Below are 18,766 nucleotides of genomic sequence, written 5' to 3' on the forward strand. Positions count from 1 at the left end.
GGGTTTTTGCATTGCAAAATTCACCCTTGACTCTCCCGCGGGAAAGGCTTTAGAGGCGCCGCCGCCAATCGGCAATTGCCGCGTGTCGTGCCATCGGTTAATGCTCAAACCATTCGCATCCGGTCAGGTTCCGGTCGGTGGCGAATACGGCGAGTCCCAGGGGGAAATCACATGTCCGATCCGCAAAAGACCTTTCCCGTATCCTGGGAAGAACTGCATCGCAATGCCAAGGCGCTGGCCTGGCGCCTCATCGAAAAGGGGCCCTTCAACGGCATCGTCGCCGTGACCCGCGGCGGCCTCGTGCCGGCTGCCATCATCGCCCGCGAGCTCGACATCCGCCTGATCGATACGGTCTGCATGCAGAGTTACACAGATGACCATGCCCAGGGTCACATCACGGTTCTGAAGGATGCGCCGGGCAATGGCGAAGGTTGGCTGATCATCGACGATCTCGTCGATACAGGGCGCACAGCGCGCGTGGTGCGCGACATGCTCCCCAAGGCGCATTTCGCCACGATCTATGCAAAACCCTCCGGCAGGCCGCTGGTCGATACCTTCGTGACAGAAGTTTCGCAGGACACCTGGATCTATTTTCCCTGGGATATCGAACTGCAATTCGCCCAGCCGATCGCCAAGATGAAGCGCGACTAGAGAACCGGCCAGTTGTCTATCAGCCGCGTCTTGCCAACAAAGGCGGCGACGAACAAGCGGCAACCTGGAATGGCAGCACGCAGCGGCTGCAGATTTTCTTCGCCACAAAGTTCGAGGTAGTCGAGGCGCGTGATGCCGGCCTGGGCCAGTCGCTGTTTCGCAGCGTCCAGAATGGGCGCCGCCGCTCCTCCCACCGCGAGTTCCGCGGCCGTTTCGCGGAGGATACGTGGCAGCGCCGCCGCCGTGGCGCGATCTTCCACCGCGAGGTAGCGATTGCGGGACGACAGAGCGAGGCCGTCCGCTTCGCGGATCGTCGGCACACCAATAATCGCGACCGGGATATCGAGATCGCGCGCGAGGCGCTTGATCACCTGCAACTGCTGGAAGTCCTTTTCGCCGAAATAGGCGCGGGTAGATCCAGCCTGCAGCAGCAACTTGGTGACGACCGTGGCAACACCGCCGAAATGATGCGGCCGCGAAACACCGCACAGATGGTCGGTCAAACCGGCCACAGCCACTGAGGTCGCAAAGCCGGCGGGATACATTTCCGCAACATCGGGCGCAAACAGCAGATTGCAGCCGGCCTCTGCGAGCTTCGCCGCATCGCCAGATTCATCGCGCGGATAGGCCTTGAGATCTTCGTTGGCACCGAACTGCATTGGATTGACGAAGATCGTCGCAATCACAAAGTCGTTTTCCGCCTTGGCGCGACGCACTAGGGCGATATGGCCATCATGCAGCGCCCCCATGGTCGGCACCAGACCGATCGACTTCCGGCCGAGGCGCTGGTCATGAGTCCTGGCGCGCAAATCGGCAACGCGGCGAACGATGGGCAGGTCACGCATGATGAGACTTTGTCGAGGGCTTAGCCGTGCTTCTTCATCGCGCCGAAGATGTGCTCCGGCCCGGGGAAGGATCGGGTGCGGACGTCCGCGGCATAGCGGGCGGCAGCCTCCTCGATGTCGGCGCCGAGCTCGGCATAGCGCTTGACGAAGCGCGGCTTGAAATTGCTGAAGAGGCCAAGAATGTCTTCCGCGACCAGCACCTGGCCATCACAGGCCGCCGAGGCACCGATGCCGATGACAGGCACGGACACGCGGGCGGTCACGGCCTGTGCTATCTGCTCCATGACGCCTTCCAGCACGATCGAGAACGCACCAGCTTCGGCAATCGCGAGGGCATCGGCCATGACGCCGGCAGCCTCCTGGTCACCACGACCGCGGGCGCGATAGCCGCCCAACGTATTCACCGATTGGGGCATCAAGCCGACATGGCCCATGACCGGCACGCCGCGCTTCACCAGGAAGGAAACAGTATCGGCGAGATCCCGGCCGCCTTCCAGCTTCACGGCCTGACAGCCGGTTTCCTTCATGATGCGGGCGGCGGATCGGAAGGCCTGTTCCGGGCTCTCCTGATAGGAGCCGAACGGCATGTCGACCACGACCAGCGAGGTTTTGGAACCGCGGCAGACGGCTGCGCCATGCTGGATCATCATGTCGAGTGTCACGGGCAAGGTGCTGTCGAAGCCGTAGAGCACCATGCCGAGCGAATCCCCGACCATCAGCAGGTCGACATGGCCATCGAGGCGCTGTGCCATCGGCGTCGTGTAGGCGGTCAGACAGACGAGGGGTTCCGCACCCTTGCGGGCGGCAAATTCCGGGATCGACAGCCGCTTCGACGTAGCGCCTTCCATGGACGCCGACTTGCCGTGGACGCTCATCCTCGCCTCCCTGGTGACAGCGACCACGGTGAGCCGTTCGGCTTCCCCTGCCCGTCGATCTGCTGTTTCAAACGCGACATTCTGTCCGATCCTGCTGCACTGCACAATAGCAAATCGGGCGAGAAATCAAGACTGAGAGATCAGGATTCGTGCCCTTTTCCGCGATGACGGCGTTCGTTCCAATACTGCGCCATGACGTAATAGGTAAAGGAGGCGCTCCAGGCGATCAGCACGAGGCCGGTCAAGGCCTCGATTCCAGCCAGTAACCGCATGTCAGGGCTCAGCAACTCGGCATCGCCAAAACCCAGGGAAGTATATGATTCTGCTGAGAAATTCAGGTAATCGACAAAGCTGCGCCGGTAATCGTCGGAGAACCCGAACGTGACGCCGGTCCAGCTCATCAGCCAGTAGGCGATGGCGAACATCCAGATTTCGATGGTATGGGCCAACATGCAGGCGCAGACACCGACCATGACATGGGCGCGTCTGGGGACCACATCCATGCGCGGCAACAGATAGCTCGCCACCAGGCGGAGGGCTTCATAGTGAATGCCGATTGCGACGAGCACCAGAATGGTGCCGAAGAGGAGGGTAACAAAGAACATGGGAGAGTGACTTCCGCTGGCCGGTCAAAGCGGCTAAACGGTAGTGCCTGACGACCTACAAAGCAAAACTTTCGGATTTGATCCTTAGCGACATTTCCGCCTGGACCGATCAGGAACAATTGCCTCAGAGCCTAGATGTACAAAGACAACAGCCTCATTCCTTCCGAAGCTATTCGCCTCGCGGCCCTTGGCCTGCTGTGGCAGGGAGAGCGCAGCTATGCCGATCTCGCCCGTGAGATCCGCCATTTCGTCGGCCGTATTGTCGGGCCGTCGCTGGAACTGCTGGGGCCGTCGCTCGAACTGTTCAAGATCGAGGGCATCATTGAAGCGATCGATCCAAAGCAGCCAGCCGAGGCCCAGATCATGCGCCTGACGGCCGATGGCCGGGCCGAGTTGCAGCGGCTGATGACGACCCGGATGCGCGGGCCGATGGGCGAGGTCAATAAGCTGATCGTTGCCTTCAAGATGCACTTCTTCAACTGCCTGTCGCCGGATGACCAGCGCCAGCAGCTCGACCTCCTGATCGAGGCTTGCGACAAGGAGCTGGCGAGGCTCGGCGACCTGCGCAGCTACGAACCCCTCACGGCGACCAGCGGGCACCTGCCCTCCTGGCTCGACCTCGAAATCGGCGAGATTGCGACGCGGCGAACCTGGTTTGAAGGGCTTAAGTCCCAGATCGACCATCTGGATCAATAAAACCCGAGCGAATCAGGGTTAATCCACCCGCCAGCGGTTGCGGAAAGTCGTCATTCTCCTTACCTATGCTTTTTATGCCGCCAGTAACCCGCTTCGCGCCCAGCCCGACAGGATATCTGCATCTCGGCCATGCCTATTCGGCACTGGATGGCTGGCAACGGGCACGCAAGGTGGGGGGAAGGTTTCTATTGCGTATCGAGGATATCGACCAGACCCGCTGCCGCCCGGTTTTCGAAGCTGCCCTGCTTGAAGACCTCGCTTGGCTCGGCATCGATTGGGACGGCCCGGTACGGCGTCAATCTGATCACTTTGATGATTACCGCTCGGCGCTGGCCCAGCTCACGGCGCTCGGCGTGATCTATCCCTGTTTCTGCAGTCGCAAAGACATCGCCGCCGCATCCGCGGCACCGCATGGCCAGGCTCATAGCGATTCTGGTGGCCCGCTTTATCCCGGAACCTGCCGATCGCTGTCCCCGGACGAGGCTGCCGCCCGTCAGGCGGCGGGTGCACCCTTTGCCCTGCGGCTCGACGTCGCCAGGGCTCGCGCCTTGTGCGGGGACCTCCGTTTCAACGATGAGCGGGCTGGCGAGATTGTCGTGGAGCTGGAACTTTTGGGCGATATCGTTCTGGCGCGGCGAGAGACACCGTGCAGCTATCACCTCTGCGTCACGCTGGATGACCATCTGCAGGGCGTGACCCTGGTGACGCGCGCTGAAGATCTCCTCCCGGCAACCCATATCCATCGCCTGTTGCAGGCGCTGCTTGGTCTGCACACGCCGGATTACGCGCATCACAAGATCCTCACCGACAGCGACGGCACGCGACTGGCCAAACGCCAAGGTGCAACCAGTCTGCGCGACTTGCGCGCGGCCGGCATCGCTCCGCCCGACATTCTTCGCATGGCCGGGTTTTCCGGCTAAGCGTTCCCTAAACCCTTCATTGCCTAAGCTTCACCCCAAGAAAGCCGCTTTAAATGTTAGACACCATTCTCGCCTTTCTGACTGGCCCGGAAATGATCGCGTTCGGACAGGTCATCCTGATCGATCTGGTGCTGGCCGGCGACAACGCCATTGTCGTCGGCATGGCTGCGGCCGGCCTGCCAGCGCAACAGCGTACCAAGGTCATCATGATCGGCATCGCCGCCGCGACCGTGATGCGCATCGGCTTTGCCCTCGGCACGACGTACCTTCTATCCATCATCGGCCTGACACTGGCCGGCGGCATTCTGCTGCTGTGGGTGTGCTGGAAGTTCTGGCGCGAACTCGAGCATCAGCGTCGGGAAAACCGCCAAGCAAAGCTCGATGCCGGCGAAGCCCTGACCGCCGACGAGAAAGCAGATCTAAAGGAAGCAGAATCGGCATTGCCTGGCGCGCCGCCTGCCAAGACCATGCGCCAGGCCATCATTCAGATCGTCATCGCCGACGTTTCAATGTCCCTCGACAATGTGCTGGCAGTTGCCGGCGCTGCCCACGAGCATCCGAACGTGCTGATTTTCGGTCTCATCCTGTCGGTCGCCTTGATGGGTCTTGCCGCGACACTGATCGCCAAGCTCCTGAAGCGTTACCATTGGATCGCCTATATTGGCCTTGCCGTGATCTTCTACGTGGCCGGCGACATGATCTGGCGCGGCTGGGCGGAGATCGCCCCCATGGTCAATGGCGGGTAACATCCACGCCCCTCGCCTCGCATGAGCGGGGCGAGGGGTGATGTTCAGGGTTTCCGGGATACGCCCAGGGCAAGGTCGCAATAGTCGGCGCGATCCGGTGTCAGATAGCTCTGGCGAATCAGGAAGTCGATGATCACCAATCCGACATTGAATTTGAAATCACTGGTCTCGGCCAGCAATCGCTCGACCTCTGAGAGTGGCAACAGGCGGAAATCTGCAATCTCGCCATCATGGTTGCGCGGCACGAAATCTGCCGGCAGTTCCAGGTCATAGACAAAGATCGTATCGTCGCGAAGGCATCCGTCCAGTTCCATCCGGTAGCTGAGCGCCCCGCAGGGCCTGGCGCGCCGCGCCAGCTCTTTGGGGAGCGAGGCTTCCTCTGCCGCTTCCTTGATCAGATTGTCGAACGGCTTCACCCCGGACGGCAGCCCCCCCGCCACGAGATGATCAAGCTTGCCAGGTTCGATCGGGCGGTTGGCCGCGCGCCGCCCGACCCAAAGCCAGATTTCGCCATCACGGCGCACATAGCCGTTGAGATGGACGCCATAGGCCTTCACGCCAAAGAGTGGGACGCCGGCGCGCTCCAGATCGAACAGTGGTTCGGCGCCATAGTGTGCGGCAATGGTAAAGAGCTCGTCGCGCCAGCCCTGGATAAAGCCGTCCTGGCGCAACTCGCGCATCACGGAATCGATCGCCGCGGAACGATAGTCGAAACTGTCGAGATGATCCGCGACCGCAACATGGTCCTGCGCCACTTGGAAGACGCTGGGAAAGCGCTGCAGTTCGGCCGCAAGATCGCGCCGCGTAAATCCGATCTGCACGTCGCGGACGACAAAGGGCAGATAGCGGGCAAGGTCATGACGATGGCAGGAGACGATGCGGTCCATCAGGCTCATGGCGCCACCGCCATTGCGTCAAACGGGATGCGACGGCGCAGGCCGGCAATCAGCGGCAGGTAATCGACATCCTCAGGACCGACGAAGCCATGACGGATGAGGAAATCAATGAGCACCAGGGCGATATCGTACATGAAATCATCACTTGAGCGCAGGCGATGGATCAGCTCGGACACAGGAATGAGTTCGAAGCCGGCAACTTCGCCATCCTGGTTCAGCGGGCGAAAGTCCTCCGGCAAATCGAGGTCATAATTGAATTGCTTGCCGACCCGCAGCCCCTCCCCTGCTTCGATCATCAAGGTGACGATACTGACCGGGCATGCGCGTTGGGCGATGCTTTCAGGAATACCGGCTTCCTCGCGGCATTCCTTGAGCAGATTCTCGGCCGGCGTCAGGTCAAGCGGCTGACCGCCACCGACGATAAGATCGAGCATGTTTGGATCGACCGATTTCGTGGGCGACCGGCGCGCGACCCAGACCTTCATCTCCCAGCCACGACCGACGAAGCCATTGAGATTGACCCCATAAGCCATGATGCCAAACAGCGGCGCGGCGGCCCGCTCCATGACCAGAAGCGGTGTCTCGCCATAGCGATTGTTGACGGGATAGAGTTCGTCGCGCCAGCCAGGCACGCGGCCATCGGCGCGCAAGTCGGCAAGGATCTTCGCCATCGCCTCGCTGCGCGCGGTGGCGTCCGCCAAGGCCGGATTCATGGTGAGCGCCTGTTCATCTGACAGGAGAGCATCGCCCCGCGCGGCGAGCTCAGCCGCCAGCGCAGGCTTGATCCAACCGACATGGCGACCAGCCACCACAAACTTGCGATAGCGGGTAAGGTCGGGCGCCGGATAGCGGTGGTACTGGCGCAGCAGACTCATGCGACCTGGCTCGCTCTCTCGCTCAATTCACCCGGGCCCAATCGATCAGGCGCCGCAGGAAACTCTCGCCCGCGGCGAGTTGTTCCTTGTCGATGAACTCGTCGGGTTGATGGGCCTGAGCGATATGACCAGGGCCGCAGACAATGGCCGACATGCCGGCCTGCTGGAATTGCCCGGCTTCGGTCGCATAGGCAAGGCTCACAGTCTCGTTGGCACCCGTCAAATGCTTCAACAAGGCTTCGGCGGCGCCGTCATGTTCTTCGACCAGCGGCGGCGCTGACACACGCGGCGTGATCACGATATCGACGCCCGGTATCAGCGGCCGCAACTCGGCAAGACGCTGCGCAATGAAGGCATTGAGAGGCTTGAGCATTTGATCGGGATGACCACCGGGAATGGCGCGAAAGTCCCACAGGAATCGGCAGTGGCGCGCGATGATGTTGACCGCCGTGCCTCCCTCGATCGTGCCGACATTGTAGGAGCAGTGCGGCGGATCGAAACTGCGGTCGAAGGGGCCTTCGGTGCGAATATTGTGATAGATGCGCGCCATTTCGCCGAGCACTTCGGCGGCCAGCCCGATCGCGTTGAGGCCGCGCTCAGGCTGACTGGAATGCCCGTCCTTGCCGGTGATGTCGACTGCGAAGGAATAGACACCTTTGTGCCGGACGCCGAGCTTCATGCCGGTCGGCTCGCCGATGATGGCGAGGCGTGGGCGTGGCAAATTCTGACCGATCGCCTTGAGGAGATGCGGGGCGCCAAGGCAACCAAGTTCTTCATCATAGGAAAAGGCGAAATGCAGCGGCGTCGTCAGGGGTTTTGCCGTCATTTCGGGTACCAAAGAGAGGCAGAGCGCGATGAAGCCCTTCATGTCGCTGGTGCCACGGCCAATGAAGCGCGCGTCGGTCTCGATCAGCTTGAATGGGTCACTGCTCCAGGGCTGTCCTTCTACCGGCACAACATCGGTATGTCCGGAGAGTACGATGCCGCCATCGCGCTGCGGGCCGATGGTGGCCCAGAGATTGGCCTTGGGCTGGCCGTCCGGGGCCGGCACGATCTCGACCGCGACCTTGTGCTGCCTCAGATAGTCGCCGATCCAATGTACCAGCGCCAGATTGGAGCGGGCCGAGATAGTGTCGAACGCAATCAGGCGTTCCAGGATGGCGGTGAAGCTGCCGGTCATGGCTGATCTGGTCCTGAAATGATTACGAACTGGAACCGATCGTGGCCGGCGGCAGGCCGATGAAGGCGAGGAACTCACGTCGCGTCGACGGGTCGGTGCGGAAGGCACCGAGCATGCGGCTGGTCACCATGGACGTTCCGGCCTTGTGCACACCGCGCGTGGTCATGCATTGATGGCTCGCGTCGATCACCACGGCAACACCGCGTGGCTGCAATTCGTCATTCAGCGTGTTGGCGATCTGTGCGGTGAGCTTTTCCTGGATCTGCAAGCGCTTGGCATAGCAGTCGAGCAGACGAGCCAGCTTTGAAATGCCGACCACGCGTTTCCTGGGCAGATAAGCGATATGGGCGCGGCCGATGATCGGCGCCATGTGATGCTCGCAATGGCTTTCCGAAGCGGATGTCCCCAGGACGATCATCTCGTCATAGCCATCAGTTTCGGAGAAGGTCCGCGTCAGGATGGCGGTGGGGTCATCGGCATAGCCACTGAAGAATTCCCGGTAAGACTTCACCACCCGGCGGGGCGTGTCGAGGAGACCTTCGCGGGTGGGATCATCGCCGGCCCAGCGGATCAGCGTTCGGACAGCCTCTTCGGCCTCAGCCTGGCTTGGCATGCCTGTGCTGACTTTGGTGGCGATTTTGGTGGATTTTGATGGGGCCTTGGCCACGCGGATTTCCTTTCCAACCTCGGCCGCGCACGCGGCCGGAGCATCAGTTCAGACGCTTGGATTGATAGGGGCTGTCGAGCGAGAAAGCGGGAATGACGATATCAAACATCTCGCCGGTCTCGCTTTCCATCTCATAAGTTCCGACCATGATGCCGGACGGCGTCTTGAGCGGGGTCCCGCTGGTGTATTCGTAGGACTCGCCAGGATGCAGAATCGGCTGTTCCCCGACCACCCCGGCACCGCGTACTTCCTGAACGCGGCCGAGCGAATCAGTGATGCGCCAATATCGGTTGCGCAACTGCACGGTGAGGTCGCCCTTGTTCTCGATGCGGACGTGATACTTCCAGACGAAATGCGCTTCGTCCGGCGTTGACTGATCATCGAGATAGGTCGGCTCGACGCTGACAAGGATGTTTCGGGTGGTCTCTTGGTACATAAATCTCGCCTTGCTGGCGCCGTCCATCAATTAGGGGTCTCGGGTCGGGGCCACTTTAGATCGAATGCGCCCCCAAAGCCAACCACGCCCGAGTTAAGGATAATACGGCCACGGCCTGTGCAGTCGGGCGGGCAATCTATATCCGGTCTCGCAATAAGAAAACGGCGCCAGGTTGCCCTGGCGCCGTTCCGCAAAGAGCGGTGGTAGTTCGATTACTGAACGATGATCTCGGCGCGGCGGTTAGCCTGCTCCTTGACACCGTCAGCGGTCGGAACCGCATTCTCGGCCTCGCCCTTCCAGGCGGTGGTGATGGCTTCGGCCGGGACGCCGGCAGCGATCAGCGCTTCGCGGACCGCATCAGCGCGGCGCTCGGAGAGCTTCTCGTTGTAGACGTCGGAGCCGGAACGGTCGGTGTGACCGGTCACCGAGATGGCCGTCGACTTGTTGGCACCGAAATCGGCAACCACCTGGTTGACCACGGCCTGGGCCGCATCATTGATGTTCGACTTGTCGAAGTCGAACAGCACCAGATAGACGTTCGGCGCCGGGGCCGGGGCTTCAGCGACCGGCGGAGCGGCTTCAAGTTCGGCCAGAGCCGCGAGGAGTTCGTCCTTGCAGGCGCTGATATGATCGTACTGGAAGTTCTCTTCCTGCTGTTCAAGCCAGCAATCAAAGCGGGCCTGAGCGCGGGCAGCGAGCGCCGCCTTGTTGTCGCGGGCACCGCCATCGAGGGCCGCGAGCAAGCGACCACGGACGTCGGTGATTTCGCCCAGCGAGTCGGCCGGGAGGTCACGGTTGGCCGGATCTTCCGGCTGCACCACTTCGCCGCCGGCGGCCGCCAGGCCACGACGGGCGTAGTAGCCAGCGTCACGCCAATCGAACATCTCGTCGGCTTCAAACACGGCCAGGTCGCGATACTCGGTGGTCAGCGCCTGCGTGAACGGCGTACCGCCGCTCGCTTCAGTCGTACGGATACGGTCGAGATCGGTCGTGCAGGCTGCCAGAAACCCAACTGCCCCCAGAACCGCCAGAAGTCGCAATGCTTTCATTCTTTGTCTCCTCGCTCTTGTTCAGCGCCGTCCCCAGGTTCCGATGCATCGCCCAGACGCTTCGCAACTTCCCCGACTTCGGCTTATGCCTTAAAACCTCGGCTGATTTCGAAAACCGGCAAAAACTTGTAGAAATCCCCGGCGAAGCCAGCCCGAGTACTGACATCTCCGGCACTATAGGTAAACGTCCCAGCGATGTCAAAAGCCGGAACGCTCGAAATGGTTCCCCGTTGGTCTCAATTTTTGTTGATTTTGGGGCATTTCTTGAGGGCGGCGGGGGCAGATTTTGCCGCCTAACCTTGCCCCAACAGGCTGATCACGAGGCCCCGGGCGGCAGCTGCGTCGGCTGGATCATGGCTGACCAGAAGCACGGGAAGGTTGCGTGCCGCGGCCCGGTCAAAGACGAGGCTGCGGAAGCGACTTCGCAGCGCAGCATCGAGCTTGGCAAAGGGTTCATCGAGAAGCAGCGCCCTGGGTTCGGACAGAAGAGTGCGCAGCAATGCGATGCGCGCCCTCTCACCTCCGGAAAGGCTGCCGGGATCACGCGCCCCGAGGCCCGGTAGCTCAGCCTCCGCCAAACCAGCCTCGATTCGCACCTGCCGCTCCCTGGTAGATAAGCCGGGCGGCAGGCCAAAGGCCAGGTTCTCGGCGACCGAGAGATGAGGAAACAGCAGGTCATCCTGGAATAGTATTCCTAGGCGCCGCGCCTGGATGGGAAGGTGACCGATCTCTTCACCGTCAAGTCGAATCTGCCCGCGGGCCGTAAATGCCGGCGGCAGGGCTCCAATGAGCCAGTTTAGAAGGGTCGATTTGCCGCTGCCCGATGGGCCCATCAGCACGACAGGGCTACCCGAATCGATGTGACAATCAAGCGGGCCAAGAATCTGGCAACCTTCCTTGTACAGTTCGACATTGCACAGACTCAGTCGGCGGATCATGCGGCGGCCCAGCGACGACGGCGCAAGGCGACGAGCGCCATCAAGAAAAACAATGCCGCGGTCAGCGCCTGAAGCGTTCCATAGACACCGACGACGCGGCGGTCACCTCCAGCACTGAGGGCCACAGCCTCGCTGGCCAAGGTGACGATGCGCCCCTCCCCACCAAGGATCGTCGGCAGATAGAGCGACAGGCTGACACTCCCGCCGATGGCTGCAGCCCAAGCCAGTGACCCTCGCAACATGGGTAGCTTCACGCGCCATAGCATGCGCCAGGGTGACATCCCCAAGACCAGGGCCATGCGTTCAAAGCGCGGATCGAACGCCCGCCACGGCGCCTTCAGGGTGAGAAATACGTAAGGGAAGACGAACAGCAGGTGGAGCCAGGCAACCGCCAGCCAGCCACCATTGAGGCCGATCAGGACCAGCAGCACCTGAATGCCGATCAGGAAGCTCACCTCCGGTACCAACAGGGGCAGAAACAACCATCTTTCGGCCCGCTGTATCAGTTCTCGCCGCACATGCATCTCATGCTCTAGACAGGCGATCGCCAGGACGGTCGGCGTGAGTGTGGTGACGACGGCCAGGATCAGGCTGGTACCGAGCGGTTCCCAGAGGCCAATCCCGGCACGTTGCCAGGCTGCAAGCGAGAAGGCCCGCGGCAGGATGTCCGGATAACGCCATGTCACGGATGTCGACCAGAGCAATAGAGAGAGCAAGGAGAAGAGGACGCAAGCCACAACACCGATGGCAAGACCGCGGAGCAGCAATCCACCGATCGCCGCCAACCGCACGGGCCAGGCACGCCTTCCGTTGCTGATCCAAGGGCGGCTCAGGCGCTTGACCATCGCTTCGCCCATCAGCCACAGCAGGATCGCAGATGACACCAACAGCAGCTGCATAATGGCCGCCGCGGCGGCAAGAAACCGCTGCGCCAGGTCCGGATCGTTGGCCCAGCGCAGGATGAGTACCGGCAATGTGGGGGTGTGCCTGGCACCAGGACCAGCGCCATCTCGACTACAGACAAGGAATAGGCAAGCACTGCCAGTACCGGAAAACGAATGATGGGATAGAGGCGCGGCAGAACCAGCTTTACCCAGGCCATGTGATTTTGGTAGCCGAGCGACTGCGCCATCAGCAAAATCGGTGCCGGCTTCAGTTGCGCCAACGCTGTTAGCGTGGCGACAAACAGAAAGGGTGTTTCCTTTAGAAACAGCCCGAGAGCGAGAGCAACGCCGCCAGTATCGGTTACCAGGAGCCAGTCCGGCGGAACCGGAAAGAGACCGGTGGTCCAAGCGACGACGCGCATCACCCAGCCTGACGGCATCAACAGGAAAGCAAGGCCGAGGCCCAGCGCGACATGCGGCAGAGCGAGGACCGCGACGGCGAGGCGGTGTGCCCATCCCTGCTCGTTCTCGCCGGTCGGGTCAAACCTGGCGGCCAGGGCGAGAGCGGTCAGGAAGGATGCCAGCGTCGCAACCAGGCCTGCCGTCAGGGTCGCCAACAATGAAGGCGTAAGGCGAGGATCGGCAAGCAATCGCCGGAAGCCGTCCAGGGACAGCGTATCGCCACCTAAGGCCGGGAGGTATCCAAAGCCCGTTACGACAACAAAGCAGAGGCCCACCAGAATTGTGCCCACCAGCAGCAGCAGCGCCAGCGCCGGCGGCAGTTTTCCAAGATGTGAGGTAAGCGAGGCCCGCTTCATGAGCTATGTCTCAGTGGCCATAAAGCTGGATCCAGCGAGTCTCGATTGCCACCATCCAGCTTGGATGCGGTTCCGGTAAGACCGGCCCGAGTTCCTGAGGCGCCAAGGTCGCAACACCTTGCGGCAGCGCTGCGAACATCTGACGGTCTTCCCCCGAGAGCAACGACATTTCCAACACCGTAGGATCGCCCCAGATATCGGCGTTCTGCTTGCGCGCCTGCGCCCATGGCGAAAGCAGGAAATCGGCCACCACCAAAGCGCCGGCCTTGGCGTTGGCATTGAACGGAATGGCGACGAAATGCGTGTTGCCGATACTGCCGCCTTCCAGCACGAAGCTGCGGATGGTGTCCGGCAACAATCCCTGCGCGATGGCCGAAGAGGCGTCACCGGGATTGAAGGCCATCGAGATGTCGATCTCACCATCGTTCAGCAACTGGCGTTGCACGGTGCTGCTGGCAGGATAGCTCAGCCCAGCGCGCCAGAGATGCGGCGTGATCTCCGCAAGATAGTCCCACAACGGCAAGGTTACCGCGTCGAACTGCTTGGGGTCGAGCGGTCGGTCGAGGGGCCCTCGATCGGGGACCAGCGACAGGAGAAACTGCTTCAGCACAGTGGTGCCGACAAAGTCGGGCGGCGCTGGGTAGGTGAAGCGACCGGGATTGGCCTTGGTCCAGGCGAGCAGATCAGACAGCGTGCGGGGCGGCCGCAGCACACGACTCATGTCATGGAAGAAAACCAACTGCGCCATGCCCCAGGGCGATTCATAGCCATCGGTCGGCACGGTGAAGTCGGAGAGGATCGTCGGCTTCGACAGCGGATCGACAAAGTGCATGTTGGGGAGAAGCTGGATGATGGGTCCAAACAGCAACTCCTGCTTCTTCATGGCAGCGAAATTCTCGCCGTTGATCCAGATGAGGTCGACGCCACCGCCATCCATCTGCCCGGCGATCTTGCCGGCCAGCACCCGCGTCACGGCTTCCGCCGTATCGGTCAGCTTGACATGCTGGAGCGTCACCCCGAACCGACTGGCGACCTCCGCCCCTGCCCAGGCGATATAGTCGTTGATGCGCTGGTCGCCGCCCCAGGCGTTAAAATAGACGGTCTGGCCACGCGCGGTGGAAAGGGCCGCCTCAAAGCTCGCTGGTGCGGGGTCGGCCTTGGCGGGCCTTCCGCCCAGCGGCCATGCCAGGGAAAGGGCGAGCCCGCCCAGAAGTAGGTCGCGCCGGGTCGCACCAAGGGTCATCTGCCGCTATCCTTTTGTTGCCGCATCATTCTATACGGCGGAGATGGCAAATAGTTTCAGCTTTCGCCAATTCGTCCAGTATCTTGAACCGGCGGCCCCGATACCCTATAAATCGGCGCGGAACGCGGGTGTAGCTCAATGGTAGAGCAGAAGCTTCCCAAGCTTACGACGAGGGTTCGATTCCCTTCACCCGCTCCAGCTTTTCTTGATTTTATCGCCATTTTTTGTGACAATCCGTGACAGATGCTGAGGTTCTTGAGGCTGTCACATGGCGACAATCTGGCAACGCGGCCCCAATCAATTCTGTGCCCGAGTCAGGCGCAATGGCCAATCGGTCACGAAGACCTTTGAAAGCAAGGCAAACGCCCAGGCTTGGGCGCGGATCACTGAGGGCAAAGTCACGGGCGATGAGTACATTGACCGGCGGGTTGCCCGAAAGACGACCCTAGGCGAGGCCATCCGATGGTTCGTACGGGATGTTCTACCGGACAAACCAAAGTCCCTGAAAACACGGACATCCCAGGCGAACTATTGGCTCAATAGTGAATATGCGACCTGGTCGTTGTTAGCTCTCAAACCGACGAACTTGCTGGCGTGGCGGCGTAAGGCACTCGATGAGGACAACGCAGAGGATGGCGAGCCAGTCGGCCCAGACACGGAGTTTAGTCCTCAAACCTGCATTCACCGGCTCGTGTTCTTGCAGAACTTATACAGTGCATGGCCCCTTCATTTCGGCGTTCCGCTGGAAAACCCTGTCATAAAGGGCGTGCGCCCCCGTCTGGACAATCACAGGAAGCGCCGCCTGGATGCAGCACTCGACAGGAACGGTCTGACGGAAGAAGACCGCCTCTATCAGGTAGTCGACAAATCGAAATCGCCCTGGCTTGGTGCGGCGGCCAGAATCGCTGTTGAAACCGCGATCCGGCAAGCCGAGATGGTTTCATTGACGAGGAACAACATCCACCTCGACGGCGACCACCCTCGCCTCTATCTGCCGAAAACCAAGAACGACAAGGAACGCACGGTTCCCCTCAGCCCGGAGGCCATAGAGGCCTTTAGAAAGCTGATTCCGACCGATGCTCCTCGCAATAGCAAAGCTAGGGTTCTACCGATAGAAACACCGCGTGCGATTGGCCATGCCTTTCGCGCTGCCGTGACAGATGAAGATTTCCCTGATCTTCGTTGGCATGATTTACGGCACGAAGCCATCAGCCGTCTTTTCGAGAACCCAAAACTAAGGGATCAAGAGATCATTGCCATCGCCGGTCATTTGTCCGCCCGGACGTTGGCCCGCTACACCCATATCCGTGCAGGCTCTCTCGCGGGGGTTCTGGCCGAACATTCCGAAAAAAAGAAGGCCGACAGGGCCAAACGGCACAAAGCTTGGCAGGCAAGTCAACGCCGCCCTAGTGCCGCCTGAACTTTCCGGCGAGCGATTTCCTCTGCCTTGGAAGGCCGGCCCCGGCGTCTGGGGACGTCAAGAACCGATGACGGGTTATGTCCAGCCTGCCATTCTGCAACAACGGATCTGGCCCAGCGCGGGCCCTGGTAGCCCGGAATCCAAGTGATCGGCGGCAATGTTTCCGGCGCACTGGAAAGGCGGTTATAGATGGTCTGTGGCCGTAATCCCATTATGTGAGCAAGGTCGGCAACCCGGAGCCATCGCATATCGTCAATGACGTCGCCGTATAGGGCATGATCGTTCGCGGATCGTTTACGACCCGTCCCACTTGCCCTGCCGTCGATGCGCTCTGCCTTCGCCATGGAAGACATGTTTGTTCGAGCTGTCGGCGGCGTCCTCCGCGCTGATCATTTTCTTGAAGCGCAGGCCAATTTAACGCGATCTAATGCATTTTCTTCAAGTTCTATCGATTATCCAAGAAACTAACGGCAGCTTGTCGATCCTCGGCTCCAAGCCCGTCATCGGCCTCTCAGAGCCGTACGATGACTATAGCGACGCCAATCCAACCGGAATCCCCGTTCAGCACGAGGCTGCAGAGGCTGAGAAGGCTTTACAGCGTTTTGAACACCACGGACGAGAAGGCACCGTTAGTTCAACCGCGATGACTTCGCACACCTTAGCAACGGCTTGCAGGTTGTAATATAGCTTGCTGCCATCATCCGCGCCAAAGAAGAAGCAGCGCAGCGAGCGGTGGCCGCCAAAACCTCAGCAACCGCCAACAACAGCCAATGTGCGTTCGACGTATGTTTTTACTTCATCCTCATTAAATGGAACACTCGGGTCGTGATGGAAAGGAGCCGTGAAGCTATTTACGTCGTCGATGTCCTGATAGACGGAAATTAGCGGATGGTTAGGATCGGCTTTGATCGTAGCCAGCATATCGCCGAGCCATTTGCCATCTGCAATCTGGTTGGGAAAGCGATACCGGATATAGCTTTCCAGTAGTGGACGCATCTTGAGACGCATCTCGCTTGCCGTGCCAGACTTGCCGCTATGAAAGTCCAGCATATCCATATGCGCGCGCAGATACCCGTCCTTGACCTCACGCGCCAAATCCCATGCCTCGATGCAGGAATTTATCTTGGTGCTGGATATCTGGAACGTCTCACACTTAGCTCCGAAAACGGTACTCGCGACGGCTTCCAAAAAATACTTGTCGTGAGAGAATACAATGACCTGTGACGCCGCCTGGCCGATACGAAATATCGTCCGCGCCGTCATGGCTTTACGGAATTCGTCGAGACTTGTGAAGGGGTCATCGAACACGACGATGGCATCCGTCAATCCGGGGTCAAGGTCGAGTTGTGCCAGGAAAAATGCCAGAGCCAGCGTGCTCTTATCGCCGGCACTCATTACACTCTGGAAGGTCGGTTCGCCATTCCCAGACTTCTTGGTTACGTCCACCGGATGCTTGTTTACTTCAATGGTGTATATCCACTGAGGTACCTTTCCCTGATAAGTCTTCTCGGACTTCATGAGGCGAAATCCCGCCCCAAACTGTGTCAAGTAGGTGTTGATCGAGTCATGATACTTGGGAAGCATGGAGGCGTCGTAGGCATCGAGGTCTTCCTTCTTCTTGTCTTTCTCGGCGACAAGGGCGTTCTTTGTGGTCACAAGGGCATTGTAGCTATCGGCGATCGCCGTCACCTGCGGCGCATGCCTTTTCTTGATAGCTTCAAGTTCACGCAGGGTGACGTCAAGCGCGGCCTTATCTACCCCGGCTGTGGCGTCCTTGATTGCCTGGATATCAGAGTTCGCGTGAGCAACTGAATCGTTGCAGGCTTGCAGGCTACTTGCCATGCCCTGCCAGTCAGTAAAGGCTTCCTCAAGAGCCTTCATATCTACTGGCTCAAGGGGCGCGGCAATCTTCGCATTAATAGCCTTTTTCGCCTCATCATGAAGCGCGGCCAGTTTGCCCAACATGCGATCGAGATCGATAGCGGGCAGAAAGCTCACGTTGCCGAAGGCTTTCCAATACTGGACAGCTTTCGCAAGATCTTCAAAGCGTGTCTTAGTCTTGAGTCCTTCCGCCTCGGATAAGTCCGACAAGACCTTACTTTGTAGGCCTGCCAGTTCCTCCTTGAATGCCTTATATGACTGATCGAAATACTGGGAGTACATCTCGATCAAGAGGTTCCCCTGCACGCTATTCTCGCAGAATGGGCACTTGTCGTCTTGGACGTGAGCTAGACCGGCAGCGATCCACTGCTCTCCGTCCCCACCCCAATTGTGCTTCGATAAATGCTCTGCCACCTTTTGTGCTGCCTCTTTGGAAACACCTCCAGCGGTCCTGGCAAGCACAAGCAAAAAGTTGGTCGGCAAAGTGGGGATCGTGGATGGCTTCAAGAGCGGCTTCGCGGCGATTTCCACAGCTTGGGATGCGGCAGCGATCTTTACTACCTGCTCCGCGATCTTGGCATCTATCTCTGGGTCTTCGGCGAACCCCAGGAACTTCTCGAAAGCGGTGCCCGAAGGCACATGCTGCTGAAGAGATTTCTTCTCCGACGCGATCTTCGTTGTAATACTTGTAATCGTGGCATCGAGCGCATCGACCTCTTCGGCGAGTTGAACGCCCTTGGCACCGACAATTATCCGATAAATGCTCCGTCGATGATCTGTGCTCACTTCTTCACCGGCGTGAACATTCGCCGTCACGAAAGCCCCGTCGAAGACGTGTAGTGCGGCCGCACCATTTTTCCATGCGCCACCAGAAAATACCGCAGGGCCACTATCGAGGAGAAGCTGTACTTCCGGTGTGCCTGTTGCGCCAAGTGTACGGCGCTCCTGAACGATCATTGGATCATTGACCTTCATAGAGCGTAGAACAGCGCATATGGTCGTCTTGCCACGGCCGTTGCCCGCATAGAAGAGCGTGTACTTGCCGTACTCTCCGCCGCTCACGCCGCCCTTATGGAACTTGCCGACATTCTGAATTTTCGTAATTTTTTGAGGTACATTGTTTATCATTCCCCCATGACCG

19 protein-coding genes and 1 tRNA gene are annotated in these 18,766 nt (G+C 59.9%); 6 read left to right on the plus strand and 14 right to left on the minus strand.

Features of this window, described 5'->3' with window-relative positions; genetic code table 11:
- The first annotated feature begins 171 nt into the window (after nt 1-171).
- A complete protein-coding gene (gpt, locus tag IPK59_07040) occupies nt 172-651 on the plus strand; it encodes a xanthine phosphoribosyltransferase (protein MBK8158521.1) in 480 nt (159 codons plus the stop codon).
- Here the strand turns inward: gpt and IPK59_07045 are convergent.
- The 3 genes from IPK59_07045 to IPK59_07055 form a co-directional block, all read right to left on the minus strand.
- The gene (locus IPK59_07045; GenBank protein MBK8158522.1) at nt 648-1,496 is read right to left on the minus strand and encodes a pantoate--beta-alanine ligase; all 849 of its coding nucleotides are present in this window, start codon (nt 1,494-1,496) and stop codon (nt 648-650) included. The genes gpt and IPK59_07045 overlap by 4 nt on opposite strands.
- A 20-nt stretch (nt 1,497-1,516) precedes the next feature.
- Complete coding sequence (gene panB / locus IPK59_07050; GenBank protein ID MBK8158523.1) at nt 1,517-2,371, minus strand: 3-methyl-2-oxobutanoate hydroxymethyltransferase; 855 nt, start codon at nt 2,369-2,371, stop codon at nt 1,517-1,519.
- Between the two features lie 140 nt (nt 2,372-2,511).
- Nucleotides 2,512-2,976 (minus strand): two pore domain potassium channel family protein, encoded by a 465-nt coding sequence (locus IPK59_07055; protein MBK8158524.1) that lies wholly within the window; start codon nt 2,974-2,976, stop codon nt 2,512-2,514.
- Nucleotides 2,977-3,111: 135 nt separating this feature from the next.
- On the opposite strand from IPK59_07055, the gene IPK59_07060 reads away from it, so the two are divergent.
- The 3 genes from IPK59_07060 (at nt 3,112) to IPK59_07070 (ending at nt 5,338) form a co-directional block, all read left to right on the plus strand.
- Nucleotides 3,112-3,672: a hypothetical protein gene (locus IPK59_07060; protein MBK8158525.1), complete on the plus strand. Its 561-nt coding sequence runs from the start codon at nt 3,112-3,114 to the stop codon at nt 3,670-3,672.
- A 74-nt stretch (nt 3,673-3,746) separates the two neighbouring features.
- Nucleotides 3,747-4,592 (plus strand): tRNA glutamyl-Q(34) synthetase GluQRS, encoded by an 846-nt coding sequence (gluQRS, locus tag IPK59_07065; GenBank protein MBK8158526.1) that lies wholly within the window; start codon nt 3,747-3,749, stop codon nt 4,590-4,592.
- A 92-nt stretch (nt 4,593-4,684) separates the two neighbouring features.
- Entirely contained in the window at nt 4,685-5,338 is a 654-nt protein-coding gene (locus IPK59_07070; protein ID MBK8158527.1) for a TerC family protein, read from the plus strand.
- A gap of 44 nt (nt 5,339-5,382) precedes the next feature.
- On the opposite strand, the gene IPK59_07075 is transcribed toward IPK59_07070, so the two are convergent.
- The 10 genes from IPK59_07075 to IPK59_07120 form a co-directional block, all read right to left on the minus strand.
- A complete protein-coding gene (locus IPK59_07075; GenBank protein MBK8158528.1) occupies nt 5,383-6,234 on the minus strand; it encodes a DUF4743 domain-containing protein in 852 nt (283 codons plus the stop codon).
- Nucleotides 6,231-7,109: a DUF4743 domain-containing protein gene (locus IPK59_07080; GenBank protein ID MBK8158529.1), complete on the minus strand. Its 879-nt coding sequence runs from the start codon at nt 7,107-7,109 to the stop codon at nt 6,231-6,233. Before IPK59_07080 ends, IPK59_07075 begins: the two co-directional genes overlap by 4 nt.
- A gap of 22 nt (nt 7,110-7,131) precedes the next feature.
- Nucleotides 7,132-8,289 (minus strand): acetylornithine deacetylase, encoded by a 1,158-nt coding sequence (argE, locus tag IPK59_07085; GenBank protein MBK8158530.1) that lies wholly within the window; start codon nt 8,287-8,289, stop codon nt 7,132-7,134.
- Nucleotides 8,290-8,311: 22 nt separating this feature from the next.
- Nucleotides 8,312-8,902: a GTP cyclohydrolase I FolE gene (folE, locus tag IPK59_07090; protein ID MBK8158531.1), complete on the minus strand. Its 591-nt coding sequence runs from the start codon at nt 8,900-8,902 to the stop codon at nt 8,312-8,314.
- Between the two features lie 97 nt (nt 8,903-8,999).
- Entirely contained in the window at nt 9,000-9,392 is a 393-nt protein-coding gene (apaG, locus tag IPK59_07095) for a Co2+/Mg2+ efflux protein ApaG (protein MBK8158532.1), read from the minus strand.
- Between the two features lie 212 nt (nt 9,393-9,604).
- Nucleotides 9,605-10,441, minus strand: a complete 837-nt coding sequence (locus IPK59_07100) for an OmpA family protein (GenBank protein MBK8158533.1) — start codon at nt 10,439-10,441, stop codon at nt 9,605-9,607.
- Between the two features lie 293 nt (nt 10,442-10,734).
- Nucleotides 10,735-11,379, minus strand: coding sequence for an ATP-binding cassette domain-containing protein (locus IPK59_07105; protein MBK8158534.1), 645 nt, complete (start codon nt 11,377-11,379; stop codon nt 10,735-10,737).
- Nucleotides 11,376-12,353, minus strand: a complete 978-nt coding sequence (locus tag IPK59_07110; GenBank protein ID MBK8158535.1) for a hypothetical protein — start codon at nt 12,351-12,353, stop codon at nt 11,376-11,378. The genes IPK59_07105 and IPK59_07110 overlap by 4 nt, the downstream gene beginning before the upstream one ends.
- Complete coding sequence (locus IPK59_07115; GenBank protein ID MBK8158536.1) at nt 12,236-13,081, minus strand: hypothetical protein; 846 nt, start codon at nt 13,079-13,081, stop codon at nt 12,236-12,238. The genes IPK59_07110 and IPK59_07115 overlap by 118 nt, the downstream gene beginning before the upstream one ends.
- Nucleotides 13,082-13,091: 10 nt before the next feature.
- Nucleotides 13,092-14,324: an ABC transporter substrate-binding protein gene (locus IPK59_07120; GenBank protein ID MBK8158537.1), complete on the minus strand. Its 1,233-nt coding sequence runs from the start codon at nt 14,322-14,324 to the stop codon at nt 13,092-13,094.
- 124 nt (nt 14,325-14,448) lie between these two features.
- Between IPK59_07120 and IPK59_07125 the strand changes: the two genes are divergently transcribed.
- A tRNA-Gly gene (locus IPK59_07125) sits at nt 14,449-14,522 on the plus strand.
- A 70-nt stretch (nt 14,523-14,592) separates the two neighbouring features.
- The gene (locus IPK59_07130) at nt 14,593-15,744 is read left to right on the plus strand and encodes a site-specific integrase (GenBank protein ID MBK8158538.1); all 1,152 of its coding nucleotides are present in this window, start codon (nt 14,593-14,595) and stop codon (nt 15,742-15,744) included.
- 747 nt (nt 15,745-16,491) lie between these two features.
- Here IPK59_07130 and IPK59_07135 read toward each other — a convergent pair.
- The gene (locus IPK59_07135; protein ID MBK8158539.1) at nt 16,492-18,753 is read right to left on the minus strand and encodes an AAA family ATPase; all 2,262 of its coding nucleotides are present in this window, start codon (nt 18,751-18,753) and stop codon (nt 16,492-16,494) included.
- Nucleotides 18,754-18,766 lie beyond the last annotated feature (13 nt).

Source organism: Rhodospirillaceae bacterium (assembly GCA_016712715.1).
Lineage (GTDB): Bacteria > Pseudomonadota > Alphaproteobacteria > Dongiales > Dongiaceae > Dongia.